This window comes from Ruania albidiflava DSM 18029, from assembly GCF_000421225.1.
Classification (GTDB): domain Bacteria; phylum Actinomycetota; class Actinomycetes; order Actinomycetales; family Beutenbergiaceae; genus Ruania; species Ruania albidiflava.
In genome coordinates, this window is sequence record NZ_ATWL01000003.1 from 294,124 (window position 1) to 309,399 (window position 15,276).

General features: G+C 70.3%; 12 protein-coding genes. 5 read left to right on the plus strand and 7 right to left on the minus strand.

Translation table 11 applies throughout. The features are described from left to right. Positions 1–13 precede the first annotated feature (13 nt). Genes nuoL through K338_RS0105640 form a run of 4 tightly spaced genes read left to right on the plus strand, consistent with a single transcriptional unit; the run spans position 14 to position 6,048 of the window. On the plus strand, positions 14–1,924 hold the full coding sequence (nuoL, locus tag K338_RS0105625; RefSeq protein ID WP_022917203.1) for an NADH-quinone oxidoreductase subunit L: 1,911 nt from the start codon (positions 14–16) through the stop codon (positions 1,922–1,924). 13 nt (positions 1,925–1,937) lie between these two features. Next, entirely contained in the window at positions 1,938–3,476 is a 1,539-nt protein-coding gene (locus K338_RS20755; RefSeq protein ID WP_022917204.1) for an NADH-quinone oxidoreductase subunit M, read from the plus strand. Beyond that, on the plus strand, positions 3,473–5,047 hold the full coding sequence (gene nuoN / locus K338_RS0105635; RefSeq protein WP_022917205.1) for an NADH-quinone oxidoreductase subunit NuoN: 1,575 nt from the start codon (positions 3,473–3,475) through the stop codon (positions 5,045–5,047). Before K338_RS20755 ends, nuoN begins: the two co-directional genes overlap by 4 nt. Further along, positions 5,044–6,048, plus strand: a complete 1,005-nt coding sequence (locus K338_RS0105640; RefSeq protein ID WP_022917206.1) for a polyprenyl synthetase family protein — start codon at positions 5,044–5,046, stop codon at positions 6,046–6,048. Before nuoN ends, K338_RS0105640 begins: the two co-directional genes overlap by 4 nt. 147 nt (positions 6,049–6,195) lie before the next feature. Here K338_RS0105640 and K338_RS0105645 read toward each other — a convergent pair whose 3' ends face one another. The 7 genes from K338_RS0105645 to rarD form a co-directional block, all read right to left on the minus strand. Next, positions 6,196–7,809 (minus strand): solute symporter family protein, encoded by a 1,614-nt coding sequence (locus K338_RS0105645; RefSeq protein WP_022917207.1) that lies wholly within the window; start codon positions 7,807–7,809, stop codon positions 6,196–6,198. After that, positions 7,809–8,198: a DUF485 domain-containing protein gene (locus tag K338_RS20760; RefSeq protein WP_022917208.1), complete on the minus strand. Its 390-nt coding sequence runs from the start codon at positions 8,196–8,198 to the stop codon at positions 7,809–7,811. Before K338_RS20760 ends, K338_RS0105645 begins: the two co-directional genes overlap by 1 nt. A gap of 246 nt (positions 8,199–8,444) precedes the next feature. Next, positions 8,445–10,202: a sodium/solute symporter gene (locus K338_RS0105655; RefSeq protein ID WP_022917209.1), complete on the minus strand. Its 1,758-nt coding sequence runs from the start codon at positions 10,200–10,202 to the stop codon at positions 8,445–8,447. Then, positions 10,199–10,558, minus strand: a complete 360-nt coding sequence (locus K338_RS0105660) for a DUF485 domain-containing protein (protein ID WP_022917210.1) — start codon at positions 10,556–10,558, stop codon at positions 10,199–10,201. The genes K338_RS0105655 and K338_RS0105660 overlap by 4 nt, the downstream gene beginning before the upstream one ends. A gap of 39 nt (positions 10,559–10,597) precedes the next feature. After that, complete coding sequence (locus K338_RS0105665; protein WP_022917211.1) at positions 10,598–11,338, minus strand: LytR/AlgR family response regulator transcription factor; 741 nt, start codon at positions 11,336–11,338, stop codon at positions 10,598–10,600. Next, positions 11,335–12,504, minus strand: a complete 1,170-nt coding sequence (locus K338_RS0105670) for a sensor histidine kinase (protein WP_022917212.1) — start codon at positions 12,502–12,504, stop codon at positions 11,335–11,337. Before K338_RS0105670 ends, K338_RS0105665 begins: the two co-directional genes overlap by 4 nt. 152 nt (positions 12,505–12,656) lie before the next feature. Further along, positions 12,657–13,613, minus strand: a complete 957-nt coding sequence (gene rarD, locus K338_RS0105675; RefSeq protein WP_022917213.1) for an EamA family transporter RarD — start codon at positions 13,611–13,613, stop codon at positions 12,657–12,659. A 236-nt stretch (positions 13,614–13,849) separates the two neighbouring features. On the opposite strand from rarD, the gene K338_RS0105680 reads away from it, so the two are divergent. Then, the gene (locus tag K338_RS0105680) at positions 13,850–15,241 is read left to right on the plus strand and encodes an FAD-dependent oxidoreductase (RefSeq protein WP_022917214.1); all 1,392 of its coding nucleotides are present in this window, start codon (positions 13,850–13,852) and stop codon (positions 15,239–15,241) included. Positions 15,242–15,276 lie beyond the last annotated feature (35 nt).

Below are 15,276 nucleotides of genomic sequence, written 5' to 3' on the forward strand. Positions count from 1 at the left end.
GGTACGTGCGGAGATGACTGTGACCAACCTTGCCTGGGTGCTGATCGCGGCACCGATGTTCGGCGCGGCGGTGCTGCTGCTGGCCGGCAAGCGCTCGAACGCCTGGGGCCACTGGCTCGGTGTGCTCGCCTCCGCGGTCTCCGCCGTGCTGGCGATCGGCATCCTCGTCGAGCTGCTCGGCCTGCCCGCCGGCGACCGGGCCAGCCAGCTGAGCCTGTACTCCTGGATCCCCGCCGGGGACTTCAGCGTGGACGTGGGGCTGCTCATCGACCCGCTGTCGGTGACGTTCGCGCTGCTGATCACGTTCGTCGGCACGTTGATCCACATCTACGCCGTGGCCTACATGGCCCAGGACGCCGCCCGGCGCCGGTTCTTCGCCTACCTGAACCTGTTCGTGGCCTCGATGCTGGTGCTGGTGCTCGCCGACTCCTACGCGCTGCTGTTCCTCGGCTGGGAAGGTGTGGGTCTCGCCTCCTACCTGTTGATCGGGTTCTGGAACCACCGCACCGACTACGCCGTGGCCGCGAACAAGGCGTTCTTCATGAACCGGGTGGGGGACATGGGGATGCTGGTGGCGATGATGCTGATGTTCGCCAGCGTCGGCTCGGTGGACTTCGAGACCGTGTTCGCCGCGGCCCCCGGCACCAACGAGGGCGTGCTCACCGCCACCGGCCTGATGCTGCTGCTGGGTGCCTGCGGCAAGTCGGCACAGTTCCCGCTGCAGGCTTGGCTCGGGGACGCGATGGCCGGCCCCACGCCGGTCTCGGCGCTGATCCACGCCGCCACCATGGTGACCGCTGGGGTGTACCTGGTGGTTCGCTCCGGCCCGATCTTCGAAGGTGCCCCCACCGCGCAGCTCGTGGTGGTCATCGTCGGCGCGATCACCCTGCTGTTCGGGGCGATCGTCGGTTGCGCCAAGGACGACCTGAAGAAGGCGCTGGCCGCCTCCACCATGTCCCAGATCGGGTACATGATGCTCGCCGCCGGCCTGGGCCCGATCGGGTACGCGTTCGCGATCTTCCACCTGATCACCCACGGGTTCTTCAAGGCTGGCCTGTTCCTCGGCGCCGGCTCGGTGATGCACGGGATGAACGACGAGATCGACATGCGCGGTTTCGGCAACCTGTCCAAGTACATGAAGATCACCTGGATCACGTTCGCCGCCGGCTGGCTCGCGATCCTCGGCATCCCGCCGTTCTCCGGGTACTGGTCCAAGGACAAGATCATCGAGGCCGCGTTCGTCGGCGAGGGCTGGCAGCCGTGGGTGTTCGGCCTGGCCGCGATGGTCGGCGCCGGGATCACCGCGTTCTACATGTCCCGGCTGTTCTTCATGACCTTCCACGGCAAGGCCCGCTGGAACGACGGGAAGAACGACCTGCCCGGGGTGGAGCAGCACCCGCACGAGTCCCCGGCGCTGATGACCGTGCCGATGATCGTGCTGGCGATCGGGTCGGTGGCCCTCGGTGGCGTGCTGATGATCGGGGACGGCTTCACCACCTGGCTGGAGCCGGTCACCGGGGTGGCCGAGCACCACGAGCCGGTGCTGCCGGCGCCGGTGATCATCATCGCCACCCTGGTGCTGGTGCTGCTCGGCGCCTTCCTCGCCTGGCGCCAGTACGCCGCCGCGGAGGTGCCGATCACCCCGCCCGCAGGCAGCTGGCTCACCCGCGCCGCCCGCGCGGACCTGTACCAGGACGCCACCAACGAGACCCTCGTCGGCCGGCCGGGCGAGCACCTCACCCGGGTGCTCACCTACACCGACACCGCAGTGGTCGACGGCGCAGTAGGCGGGCTCGGGTCCGGCGCCGTGGGCTGGGGGGAGCGTTGGCGCCGCCTGCAGAACGGGTTCGTCCGGTCCTACGCCTCACTCATGCTCGTCGGTGTGGTGCTCGCCCTAGTCGTCGTCCTCGCCACGCGAGTCTGAGTCGGAGAAACGAATGCCTGCACAACTCGCTGACCTTCCCTGGCTCACCGTCCTGATCGCGGTGCCCGCTGTGGCCGCTGCGCTGATCTGGTTGGTGCCAGCACTGCGCAAGATCGCCCGCCCGCTCGGCATGGCGGTAGCCGTGCTCGTGCTCATCGGCACGATCGTGATGGCCACTGGCTTCGATGCGGCCGGCGGCTACCAGTTCACCGAGACCTACACCTGGATGGCCCAGCTGGGCGTCTCCTGGGCGGTGGGCGTGAACGGGATGGGCCTGGTGCTCATCCTGCTCTCGGTGGTGCTGGTGCCGATCGTGATGCTCGCCTCCTGGAACGAGGTGGTGCTCCCCGAGGGCATCAAGGCCGAGGCCGCCGCCAAGGCGCTGGCCTACCGGCGCGCCGGGTACGTGGCGCTGCTGCTGCTCCTCGAGGCGATGATGATCGGGGTGTTCGCCGCCCGCGACCTGTTCCTCTTCTACATCCTGTTCGAGGCCATGCTGGTGCCGGTCTACTTCATGATCGGCGCCTACGGCGGGGCGGGCCGGCGGGCGGCAGCGATCAAGTTCCTGCTCTACGGCCTGGCCGGCGGTCTGGTGATGCTGGCCGGTGTGGTGCTGGTGGCCGTGCGTTCCGGTGGTGGTGAGGGTGCACTGCTGCTGGAGAACCTCGCGGACGTGGCCGCCGGGGACAGCGCCGCCGTACAGATGTGGATCTTCCTCACCTTCTTCGTGGCGTTCGCGATCAAGGCGCCGATGGTGCCGGTGCACACCTGGTTGCCGGATGCGGCCGGGCAGGCACCGCCAGGGACCTCCACGCTGCTGGTCGGTGTGCTGGACAAGGTGGGCACCTTCGGCATGATCGCCATCTGCCTCCCGCTGTTCCCCGGCGCATCGGCCGCGGCGGCACCGGTGATCATCGTGCTGGCGATCCTGTCGATCATCTACGGCGGCATCCTGGCGATCGGCCAGCACGACCTGATGCGGATGATCGCCTTCTCCTCGGTGTCCCACTTCGGGTTCATCGTGATGGGTGTGTTCGTCGGCACCCAGACCGCGATGGTCGGCGCGATGCTGTACATGGTCGCCCACGGGGTGACGATCGCCGCCCTGTTCCTCATCTCCGGGTTCCTCACCCAGCGTGGTGCGACTGCGGACATGCGCACCTACTCCGGGATGCAACGCATCACCCCGGTGATCGCCGGCACCTGGCTGCTGGCCGGGCTCGCCTCCCTGGCGCTGCCGGGCCTGAGCGGCTTCGTGCCGGAGTACCTGGTGTTCCTCGGCAGCTTCGAGGCGCACGCCGCCTACGGCGCCTTCGCCGTCATCGGTGTGGTGCTCTCCGCGCTGTACATCCTGCTGGCCTACAAGCGGATCTTCACCGGCCCGGTGGAGGCCGCCCGGGCCGAGCTGACCGACGCCGGTGGGCGAGAACGGTGGACCATCGTGCCGCTCGTCCTGCTGGTGCTGTTCCTCGGCTTCTACCCAGCCCCGGTGCTCGACCTGCTCACCGGCCCGGCTGACCAGTTCGTCGCGATCCTCGGGAGCGCCTCATGAATTCCTTCGTCCCGCCGGAGATCGACTGGGCGGCGCTCAGCCCGATCCTCATCGTGCTCGGCGCAGCCGTGGTGGGCGTGCTGATCGAGGCCTTCGTGGCCGGCAAGGTCCGCCGCACCGTGCAGGTGCTGCTGTCCGTGCTCGCCCTGGGCGCGGCCCTGGTGACCGTCGCCTGGCGTTGGACCGTGGTGCAGTCCCAGGGTGCCACCTCGCTGGTGGCCGGTGCCGTGGTGGAGGATGCCCCGGCGCTGCTGACGCAAGGGATCGTGCTCATCTGCGCGTTCGTCGGGTTGCTGGTGATCGCCGAGCGCTCCGGCGGTGAGGACGCGTTCGCGCCCACCGCCGCAGCGGTGCCCGGGTCGGCGTACGAGACCCAGGCCCGCCGGATGGGCCTGGTGCAGACCGAGGCCTACCCGCTGGTGCTGTTCTCCGTGGGCGGCATGCTGATCTTCCCGGCGGCCACCGACCTGCTGACCCTGTTCATCGCGCTCGAGGTGCTGTCCCTGCCGCTGTACCTGCTCTCTGGGCTGGCCCGCCGGCGCCGGCTGCTGTCCCAGGAAGCGTCGCTGAAGTACTTCCTGCTCGGGGCGTTCTCCTCCGCGTTCTTCCTCATGGGCGTGGCCCTGCTGTACGGCTACTCCGGGTCCGTGCACCTGACCGAGGTGGCCACCGCCGTCCCGCAGATGACCGGCATGGACGGGGTGCTGCTCGCCGGAGTGATCCTGGTGATCATCGGGCTGCTGTTCAAGGTCGGTGCCGTACCGTTCCACTCCTGGATCCCGGACGTCTACCACGGGGCCCCCACCCCGATCACCGGGTTCATGGCAGCATGCACCAAGATCGCGGCGTTCGCGGCGCTGGTGCGGTTCGTGTACGTGGTGGCCCCGGGGCTGAGCTGGGACCTGAGCCCCGCGCTGTGGATCATCGCGATCCTCACCATGCTGGTCGGCACAGTGGTGGGCATCGTGCAGACGAACATCAAGCGGATGCTCGCCTACTCCTCGGTGGCGCACGCCGGGTTCGTGCTCCTCGGTGTGGTCGCCTGGACCTCGTCGGGGATCAGCTCGGTGTGGGTGTACCTGCTCGTCTACGGTCTGGCCACGGTCGGTGCCTTCGGGCTGGTCTCCCTGGTGCGGGAGCGGGACGCCGAGGGTAACGTGACCGCGGAGGCGGGGCACCTGAGCCAGTGGGCCGGCCTGGGCCGGCGCCATCCGGTGGTGGCCGTGTGCTTCACCGTCTTCCTGCTCTCTTTCGCCGGGATCCCGCTGACCGCAGGGTTCATCGGCAAGTACGTGGTGTTCGCGGCCGCGATCGAGGGTGGTGCGTGGCCGTTGGTGCTGGTGGCGGTGGCCGCCTCCGCGGCAGCTGCGTTCTTCTACGTGCGGGTGATCGTGCTGATGTTCTTCACCGAGCCCGCCGAGGACGCCCTGGGGGCACGGGCCACCGTGGTGCGCACCGAGGGGCTGAGCGTGGTGGCGGTCGCGGTCTGCGCGATCGGTACCGTGCTGCTCGGCGTGCTGCCCGGCCCGTTGTTGGACCTGGCCGCGGATGCCACTAAGTTCCTGTTGTGACCCAAGGCAACCTTCCGCTCGGTGACTCCGGCCTGCAGGCCGTCCTGGCCGAGGAGCTCGAGGACATCGAGCGGCGGCTGACCGAGGCCGCCCGCAGCGCCGACCCGCTGGTCGACCCGTCCGCCGGGCACCTGCTCGCCGCCGGCGGTAAACGGATCCGGCCGGTGCTGGTGCTGCTGACCAGCCAGTTCGGCACCGGGGTGAACGACCAGGTGCGGGCCGCAGCGGTGGCTACCGAGCTGACCCACCTGGCCACGCTCTACCACGACGACGTGATGGACTCCGCTCCGCTGCGTCGCGGTGCGCCCAGCGCGCACGAGGTGTGGGGCAACTCGGTGGCGATCCTCACCGGTGACCTGCTGTTCGCCCGGGCCTCGAGGATCGTGGCCGACCTGGGCCCGCAGGCGGTGCGGATCCAGGCGGAGGCGTTCGAGCGGCTGGTGCTCGGCCAGCTGCACGAGACCCTCGGGCCGCGGGAGGACGAGGACCCGATCGAGCACTACCTGCAGGTGCTGGCGGACAAGACCGGTTCGCTGATCGCCGCTGCCGCGCACTACGGCACCATCCTCTCCGGGGCGAGCACCGTGGTGGAGGAAGCGGCAGTGGCGTATGCGGAGAAGGTGGGGGTGGCCTTCCAGCTCGCCGACGACGTGATCGACCTGGTCTCCGACGCCGCCACCACCGGCAAGACCCCGGGCACCGACCTGCGCGAAGGGGTGCCGACCATGCCGGTGCTGCTGCTGCGCCGCGCGGCGGAGACCGGTGAGCTGGACGAGGCCGGCCGCCGACTGGTCACCGACCTGGACGGTGACCTCAGCGACGATGCGGTGCTCGCCGACGTGCTCGGCCGGCTGAACGCCCACCCGGTGCTGGAGCAGGCGCGGGCGATGGCCCGGCAGTGGGCGCAGGAGGCGGTGGCCGAGCTGGCCGCCTTGCCGGAGAGCCCCACCAAGGAAGCCCTGCACGAGTTCGCGCACCTGCTGGTCGACCGGCTCGCCTGACTCCACCAGCCGGTCGCGAACGCTCTCCTGTGCGGCGGGCAAGCGCTTGCCCGCCGCACAGGAGAGCGTTCGCGAGATGAGGAGAAGCCGGCAGCGCCGCCACCTCGGGTCGAGGGTGACGGCGCTGCGCGTCCTGGGGCGGGTGGCTCAGTGGGCCACTGTGGCCTTCTCCGCCCCGGTGCCGGTGAGCGAGCGCACCTCCATCTCGGCGTACTTGGCCTTGTTGAACTCCTTGGAGATCACCGTGCCCAGCCAGCCGAAGAAGAACCCGGCCGGGATGGACACCAGTCCGGGGTTGTCCAGCGGGAACCAGTGGAAGTCCACGCCCTGGAACATCGAGGCGCTCAGGCCCGTCTCCGGGTCCACCGGCTTGCCGGAGACCGCGGGGGAGAAGATGATCAGCGTCACCGCGGTGGTCAGCCCGCCGTAGATCGCCCACAGCGCACCGGAGGTGTTGAACCGCTTCCAGAACAGCGAGTACAGGATCACCGGCAGGTTGGCGCTGGCCGCCACGGCGAACGCGAGCGCCACCAGGAAGGCGATGTTCTGCCCGTTGGCGATCACACCACCGACGATCGCCACCGCACCGATCACCACAGCGGCCCGGCGGGCGATCTTCATCTCCTGCTTCGGGTCCTCCTGGCCCTTCTTGATCACGTTGGTGTACAGGTCGTGGGCGAAGGAGGCCGAGGCGGTGATCGTCAGCCCGGCCACCACCGCCAGGATGGTCGCGAATGCCACAGCGGAGATGATCCCGAGCAGGATCGTGCCGCCCAGCTCGTAGGCCAGCAGCGGAGCAGCGGAGTTCACCCCACCCGGGGCCGCGAGGATGTTGTCCGCACCCACCAGGGCGCCGGCGCCGAAGCCGAGCACCAGGGTGAACAGATAGAACAACCCGATCAGCGCGATCGCCCAGGTCACCGAGCGGCGCGCCTCCTTGGCCGAGGGCACCGTGTAGAACCGCATCAACACGTGCGGCAGACCTGCGGTGCCGAGCACCAAAGCGATCGCCAGGGAGATGAAGTCCAGCTTGGAGATCGCCGAGGCGCCGTACTTGTTCATCGGGTCGAGCAGGTGCAGCCCGTCGGCGCCGGCGGTGTCCAGCGCGTGGCCGAGCAGGTTGGACAGGTTGAACCCGTGCTGAGCCATGATCCACACGGTCATGCCAGCGGCGCCGACGATCAGCAGCACCGCCTTGACGATCTGCACCCAGGTGGTGCCCTTCATCCCGCCGACGAGCACGTAGAACACCATGATTGCCCCGACGACGGCGATCACGATCGACTGCCCGGTCCGGCCGGTGACGCCGAGCAGCAGCGCCACCAGACCCCCGGCGCCGGCCATCTGGGCGAGCAGGTAGAAGAACGAGACCGCCAGCGTGGAGGCGGCCGCAGCGGTGCGCACCGGGCGCTGGCGCATCCGGAAGGAGAGCACGTCGGCCATCGTGAACCGGCCGGTGTTCCGGAGCAGCTCGGCCACCAGCAGCAGCGCCACCAGCCAGGCCACGAGGAACCCGATCGAGTACAGGAAGCCGTCGTAGCCGTACACCGCGACCGCACCGGCGATGCCGAGGAAGGAAGCCGCGGACAGGTAGTCGCCGGAGATCGCGATGCCGTTCTGCGGACCGGTGAAGGACCGGCCACCGGCGTAGAAGTCCGCGGTGGACTTGTTGTTCCGGGAGGCGCGGATCACGATCACCATCGTGGCGACCACGAAGAGCCCGAAGATGGTGAAGTTCACCAGGCTGTTGCCGATGTCCATCAGAGGTCCCCCTCTTCCAGGCTGGTACGGATCTTGTCCGCGATCGGGTCCAGCCGCCGGTTCGCGTGCCGCACGTAGCCGAACGTGATGCCGAACGTGGTGACGAACTGCGCCAGTCCGAACAGCAGGCCGATGTTCACGTGCCCGATCACCGGGGTGGCCATGAACTCCACGGCGTAGGTGGACAGCAGCACGTAGGTCAGGTACCAGAGCAGGAACGCGGCGGTCATCGGGAACGCGAACGTGCGCACCCGCCGGCGCAGCTCCTGGAACTCCGGTGAGGCCTGTGCACGTTCGAACTCTGCTGCGGTGACGACGCGTTCGCCACGTGGTGGCGCCCCGGGTGCAGCTGTACCCGAGGCGGCGGGACCGGCACTGTCGGCAGTCACTGCGGGCTCCTTTGCTCGAGGTCTGGGTGTGACGACCGTCACGTTACGAGCGAGTCGTCGACGGCGGAACGCCCCTGGCCCGTCCGGGCGGCAGGTGGCGCTCTGCTTCGGTAGGCGGCGCGCCGTGGCGCGGTGAACGGTCGCTCTGCCGCGACGAGCGGTCCGACCCGCACCGCAACCTCACGAAGGACCGGGCACCGGTGCCCGGGTTTGATTGACAGGCTCGGGACCCTGGCGGCCGAGGGATCAGCGCCGGAACCGGCGCTCCGGATCCCACGGACCCCGGTCCAGCGGCACGTCCTCCGGGGTGTGCAGGCGGACCATGGTGCGCCACAGCCCCCGGGGGCGCCGGCCGGGGGTGAGCAGGGAGACCACCACCATCGTGATGAACGCCAGCGGCACCGTCCACGCGGCGGGCTGGGCGAGCAGTGCACCGGGCAGACCGGTGGAGGAGCCGAGCATGATCGTCGCGCCCACAGCCGCCGTGGCCGCCCCGCCGCCGACCACGAGCCCGGCCATCGCGCCGGCGTCGGTGAGCCGGCGCCACCAGATACCGAGCAGCAGCAGCGGGCAGAACGTGCTCGCTGCCACGGCGAACGCCAGACCGACCACGTCCGCGATCGCCAGGTCCAGCCCGCCCAGCGCGAGCAGGGTCGGCACCAGCAGCGCCAGTACCGTGCCCACCCGGAACGCGGTGACCGGGGAGGAGATGCGCCGGTTCAGCACATCCTGGGAGAGCACCCCGGCCACGCTGACCGTCAGGCCCGAGGCGGTCGACAGGAACGCGGCGAACGCACCGGCGGTGACCAGCACGGTGAGCACCTGACCAGCTGTGCTGCCGGCGCCGAGCATGGCCGACGGGAGCAGCAGCACCACCGCCTCGGTGCGTCCGGTGAGCAGCAGCTCCGGGGCGTACAGCCGGCCGAGCCCGCCGTAGATGGTGGGGAACAGGTAGAACACCCCGAGCATGGCCAGCACGGTGACCGTGGTGCGCCGGGCAGCCCGACCGTCCGGGTTGGTGTAGAACCGCACCAGCACGTGCGGCAGCCCCATCGTGCCCAGGAACAGGGCGATGATCAGCGAGTAGGTGGTGTACAGCGCGTACGGGGTGCCGCTGCTCATCGGGTACGTCCAGCCCGGGCCGTCCACGGCGCGCAGGCCCTGCGCGTGCGGTACGGGAGCATCCTCCGCGAAGGTGAGCTCGGTGCCGGTACCCACCTGGACCCCTCCGGCAGGTAACGTGACCTCACCGCTGACAGCATCGCCGTCGAGCGTGCCCTCCGCATGCACCAGCAGCGGCTCGGCCACCTCCAGCTCCACCGGGGCTGCGACTTCGACCGTGGTGGTCTCGGTGAACGTGGCCGGACCTTCGCTGGTGATCTCCGGGCTGCCGTCCGCGCGCCACACCAGCACCAGCACGATCGCCGGGATCGCGATCGCGGTGACCTTCAGCCAGTACTGGAATGCCTGCACGAACGTGATCGCCCGCATCCCGCCGGCCAGCACCGAGACCAGCACCACCGCGGCCACTGCCACCGGCCCCACCCAGGCCGGGGTGCCGGTGATGGTGCGCAGCGTGATCCCTGCGGCGTGCAGCTGCGGCAGCAGGTACAGCCAGCCGATCGTCACCACCCCGGCGCTGGCGACCTTGCGCAGTACCTGGGACTCGAGCCGCAGCTCGGCGAAGTCCGGCAGCGTGTAGGCGCCGGAGCGGCGCAGCGGGGCGGCCACCAGCACCAGCAGCAGCAGGTATCCGGCGGTGTAGCCCACACCGAACCAGAGCATGTCTGCGCCGTAGGCCAGGATCAGCCCGGCCACCCCCAGGAAGGACGCCGCGGACAGGTACTCGCCGCTGATCGCCGAGGCGTTCCACCACGGGCTCACCGTGCGGGAGGCCACGTAGAAGTCGCTGGTGGTGCGGGCCGCGCGGACACCCACGATGCCCAGCAGCGCGGTGCTGATCGCCACCAGCAGCACGGCGAGGAGCCCCGCGGTGGGGTTCATCGGCGGTCGACCAGGTCGGTGAACTCCCGCTCCACCCGTTCGCTCTGCCGCACGTACAGCCACGCGGCGCCGGCCAGCAGCGGGTAGGCGCCGATGCCGAGCAGCCACCACGGCACCGGGATCCCGGCGAGCGTGGGTGTGGCGGTGCCCGGGGCTAGGGCGAACACGACCGGCAGAGCCGCCAGCAGGCCGAGCGTCGACAGTCCCACCGCCAGGCCGAGTCGCAGCTGGGTGCGCATCAGCCCGCGCAGGTACACGTCCCCCAGCCGGGTCTGCTCGTCGATGTCCGAGGTGGCCGGGCGGCGGGCCCGCCGCTGCGGGCGGCGCGGGCCGGTGACCACCTCACGCTCGACCATCAGTGCTGCCCTCCCGGCGGGCGTGCACGTGCCGCCCCGTCATCTGTGCTCCCCGCCCCGCCCGGCGAGCAGCTCGCGCAGCTCCCGCGCGTGCCTGCGGGCCACCGGCAGCCGCGTGCCAGCCACCACCGCCTGCAGCCGCCCGGACTGCCCGCGCAGCTCGCGCACCTGGTCCAAGGCCACCAGGTGGGAGCGGTGGATGCGCACGAACCCCGCGTCCGCCCAGCGCTCGGCCAGCGTGCTCAGCGGCATCCGCACCAGGTGCTCACCATCGGCGGTGTGCAGCCGAGCGTAGTCACCGTGCGCGGTCACGTGCAGCACGTCGCTGCGGCGCACGTACCGGGTCACACCGGCCAGCTCCACCACGATCGTCTCGTCCTCCACCTCGGTCGTGCCGGCCTGCAGCGCAGCGTTCGCCCGCCGGATCGCCTCAGCGAGCCGTTCGGGGCGGTAGGGCTTCATCACGTAGTCCGCGGCGCCGATGTCGAAGGCCTGCACTGCGTGCTCGTCGTAGGCGGTGACGAACACGACCTCCGGGGCCTTGCGGAACCGGGAGAGCACCCGGGCCAGCTCCAGCCCGGTCAGCCCGGGCATCTTGATGTCCAGCACGATCACGTCCACGTCCCCGGCGTCCAGCTCGCGCAGCGCGGCGGCGCCGTCGGCAGCGGTGCGCACCTCGGACACGTGCGAGTCCTGGCGGAGCAGGAAGGCCAGCTCGTCCAGGGCCGGGGGCTCGTCATCGACGGCGAGGACCGTGAGCATGCCCTTCAGAGTAGTCATGCCACGTGCACACCCGGGTGGAACTTCGGCACCCGCAGGCTCACCTTCGACCCGGCACCCACCGCGGTCTCCACCACCAGCCCGTACTCCTCGCCGAACGTGGCGCGTAGCCGTTCGTCCACGTTCGCCAGCCCGACCCGGTCGCCGGGTGCGCCGCCGAGCTGGTGGCGCAGCGTCTGCGGGTCCATCCCGGCGCCGTCGTCCTCGATGCTCAGGTGGGCCTCGTTGCCCACGTCCTCGGCCACGATGGTGATCTGTCCGCCCCGGGGCTGGCCCTCGAGGCCGTGCTGCACCGCGTTCTCCACCAGTGGTTGCAGGCACAGGAACGGCACCACCACGCCGAGCACCTCCGGCGCGATGCGCAGCGTGACCCGCAGCCGGCCGGCGAACCGCGCCTGCTCCAGGGTGAGGTAGTGCTCGATCGACTTCAGCTCCTCGGCCAGGGTGGTGAACTCCCCGTGCCGGCGGAAGGAGTAGCGGGTGAAGTCGGCGAACTCCAGCAGCAGCTCGCGGGCGTGCTCGGGGTCGGTGCGGATGTAGGAGGCGATCGCGCCGAGCGAGTTGTAGATGAAGTGCGGGGAGATCTGTGCCCGCAGTGCGCGCAGGTCGGCCTCGGCGAGCTCGGCCCGGGAGCTCTCCAGCTCGGCCAGGTCCAGCTGGCCGGAGATGAAGTCGGCGATCTCCTCCACGGCCCGCACCAGCCCGGCGGGCGGCGCTCCGGTGGCGTAGGCGGTGACCGCGCCTACCTGCAGGTCGCTGGTGGTCAGAGGTGCGGTCACGGCGTAGCGCAGCGGGCAGGAGTCCTCGCGGCAGGCGACCAGGTCGGGGCCGAGCACCCGGGTCTCGGACACCTGCTCGCCGGTGGGTACGTGGTGCTGGTGAGACTCCCCGGCCCCGCTCCAGGCGAGCAGGCGCTCGGAGTCGGCCAGTGCCAGCGCAGCGGAGCCGGTGAGCGCGTGCAGATGCTTGACCGCACGGCTCGCACCCGGGGCCAGGCCGGCGCGCAGCGGCGGGGAGGCCAAGGTGATCCGGTGCAGGATGCGGTAGGTGGACCGGTGCTCGGCCGGTCCGAGCAGCACTCGGGGGCGCAGTTCCCGCCAGAGCACGGCCGCCACGGCGAGCACCGCCACCAGGGAGGCGATCGCCGCCAGCAGCTCCGGGCTCATAGCAGGAGACAACCAGGTCCGCTCGGCTCTGTCACCCGACCCGCCCCGGTCACCCCATCGGTCGCGAACGCTCCGGTTCGCGGCGGGGAAGCGCTTGCTGGTCGCGAACGAGAGCGTTCGCGGGCGGCGGGTGACGGCGGAGCCTGGGGTGCTCAGGTCTCGCGCCGGGGGCGTGGGGTCGCCGTGCGCGTGGCCCGGTAGCCGTCGGTGCTGAGCACCACCAGGGCCACCCACACCACGGCGAACCCGGCCCACCGGGTGGCGGACATCTGCTCGTGGTACAGGAACACGCCGGTCAGGTACTGCATCGTCGGGGTCACGTACTGCAGCAACCCGAGCATCGCCAACGGTAGTCGTCGGGCCGCGGCCGCAAACAGCACCAGCGGAACTGTGGTCAGCACCCCGGAGCCGACCAGCAGGAGCGCCAGCCCGGTGCTGGAGAACAGCTCGCCGGGGCCGCCGAAGCTGCCCTCGCCGCGCACCGCCAGCACCACCAGCAGCACGAGCGCGGCCGGTGCGAGCGTGAGCGTCTCCACCCCTAGGCCGGGTAGCGCCGGCACCTTCTCACCCACCTGCTTCTTCACCAGGCCGTAGCCGCCGAACGTCCCGGCCAGCACCAGGGAGATCCACGGGAAGGTGCCGTTCCCGACGGCGATCACCACCACTCCGGTGGCCCCGAGCCCGGCCGCCACCCACTGCGCTGTGCGGAGTCGTTCGCCGAGGATCGTCACCGCCATTCCCGCGGTCACCAGCGGGTTGATGTAGTAGCCCAGCGACGCCTCCACCACGTGCCCGGTGAGCACGGCGAGCACGAACGTCACCCAGTTCGCGCTAAGCAGCACCGCCGCCAGCCCCAGGCGGGCGGAGACCCGGGTGGTGCGCAGCAGCCGCCAGAACCTGCCGAGCTGGCCGAGCATGGCCAGCACCAGCAGGCACAGCAGCAGCGACCAGAGCACCCGGTGTGCGGTGATCTCCCACGGACCGGCTGGCGCCAGCAGCGGGAAGTACAGCGGCAGCATCCCCCACCAGAGGTAGCCGCCGAAACCCGCAGCCAGCCCGCGTCGGTCGATCTCGCCGCCGGTGGCGGACGGGGGAGCGGGGAGGGTCACGAGGCGTGAATCTACCCGGGCCACAGCGCATCCCAGCCCACCCCACCCCACCGCGAACGCTCGCCTTGGCGGCCGGAAAGCGCTTGCTCGCCGCCAAGGAGAGCGCTCGCGATCGTGGGGAGTGACCTAGGTCTCTTGGAATAGGCGGACGGTAAGGACACCCTTACACTGGGCCGTGGACCCTGGGCGCACCATCGCACCCGTTTGAGACTCTTCGAAAGAGGCATCCCATCACCGTGCCTACCACGACTCCGCTCCGTGTCGCCGTCGTGGGTGCCGGCCCTGCCGGGATCTACGCGGCCGACATCCTGTCCAAGACCGACCTGGATGTGCAGATCGACCTGCTGGAACGCTTGCCCGCACCGTATGGTCTGGTGCGCTACGGCGTCGCCCCCGACCACCCCCGGATCAAGGGCATCATCAACGCCCTGTACAAGGTCCTGCAGAAGGGCGCTGTGCGGTTCATCGGGAACGTGGACTACGGCACCGACCTGACCATGGCCGACCTGCGGCACTACTACGACGCGGTCATCTTCGCCACCGGCGCGATCCGGGACGCCGATCTGAACATCCCCGGCATCGACCTGCAGGGCAGCTTCGGGGCAGCCGACTTCGTCTCCTGGTACGACGGCCACCCGGACGTTCCCCGTACCTGGCCGCTGGAGGCACGCCAGATCGCGGTGCTCGGCGCCGGTAACGTAGCCCTGGACGTGGCCCGGATCCTGGCCAAGCACGTCGAGGACCTGATGGTCACGGAGATCCCGGACAACGTCGTCGAGGGGCTGCGTGCCAGCCCGGTCACCGACGTGCACATCTTCGGCCGCCGCGGCCCGGCGCAGGTGAAGTTCACCCCGCTGGAGCTGCGTGAGCTCGGTCGTGTGCCCGATGTGGACGTCGTGGTCTACCCGGAGGACTTCGACTTCGACGAGGGATCTGAGGAAGCGATCCGGTCCTCCAACCAGACCAAGCAGGTGGTCAAGACCCTCACCGACTGGACGTTGCGGGAGGAGAGCGAGCGTACCGCCTCCCGCCGCATCCACCTGCACTTCCTGCACCGCCCGGCCGAGATCCTCGGCGCCGACGGCAAGGTCACCGGGCTGCGCACTGAGCGCACCGAGCTCACCGGGGACGGATCTGTGCGCGGTACTGGCACCTTCGAGGAGTTCGAGGTGCAGGCGGTCTACCGCGCAGTCGGCTACTTCGGCTCGCCTCTGCCCGACCTACCCTTCGACCCGGTCGCCGGGGTGATCCCGAACGACGGTGGCCGCGTGCTGGACAGCCACGGCGAGCACGTCGCGGGCATGTACGCCACCGGCTGGATCAAGCGCGGCCCGGTCGGGCTGATCGGGCACACCAAGTCCGACGCGTCGGAGACCGTCCGCCACCTGGTGGCCGACCTGGCCGAGGCGAGCGAGCAGGGCCGGCTGAGCACCGCCGTCGAACGCGACCCGCAGGCGTTGCTGGACCACTTGCACGCCGACGGGGTGCCCTACACCACCTGGCACGGCTGGGAGCTGTTGGATGCCTACGAGCGCTCGGTGGGCGAAGAGCAGGGCCGGGAGCGGGTGAAGATCGTCCCGCGCGAGCACATGACCGAGATCTCCCGAAATGTGGGCGCCCGCGCCTGAGGCCCGCCCGCCTGCCGGGGCTCGTCACCGGTACA

Coding starts and splice junctions, on each gene's coding strand:
- K338_RS20755 (WP_022917204.1), top strand. CDS start 1,938: ATGCCTGCACAACTCGCTGACCTTCCCTGGCTCACCGTCCTGATCGCG.
- nuoN (WP_022917205.1), top strand. CDS start 3,473: ATGAATTCCTTCGTCCCGCCGGAGATCGACTGGGCGGCGCTCAGCCCG.
- K338_RS0105645 (WP_022917207.1), bottom strand. CDS start 7,809: ATGGACATCGGCAACAGCCTGGTGAACTTCACCATCTTCGGGCTCTTC.
- K338_RS0105660 (WP_022917210.1), bottom strand. CDS start 10,558: ATGGTCGAGCGTGAGGTGGTCACCGGCCCGCGCCGCCCGCAGCGGCGG.
- K338_RS0105670 (WP_022917212.1), bottom strand. CDS start 12,504: ATGAGCCCGGAGCTGCTGGCGGCGATCGCCTCCCTGGTGGCGGTGCTC.
- K338_RS0105655 (WP_022917209.1), bottom strand. CDS start 10,202: ATGAACCCCACCGCGGGGCTCCTCGCCGTGCTGCTGGTGGCGATCAGC.
- nuoL (WP_022917203.1), top strand. CDS start 14: ATGACTGTGACCAACCTTGCCTGGGTGCTGATCGCGGCACCGATGTTC.
- K338_RS0105665 (WP_022917211.1), bottom strand. CDS start 11,338: ATGACTACTCTGAAGGGCATGCTCACGGTCCTCGCCGTCGATGACGAG.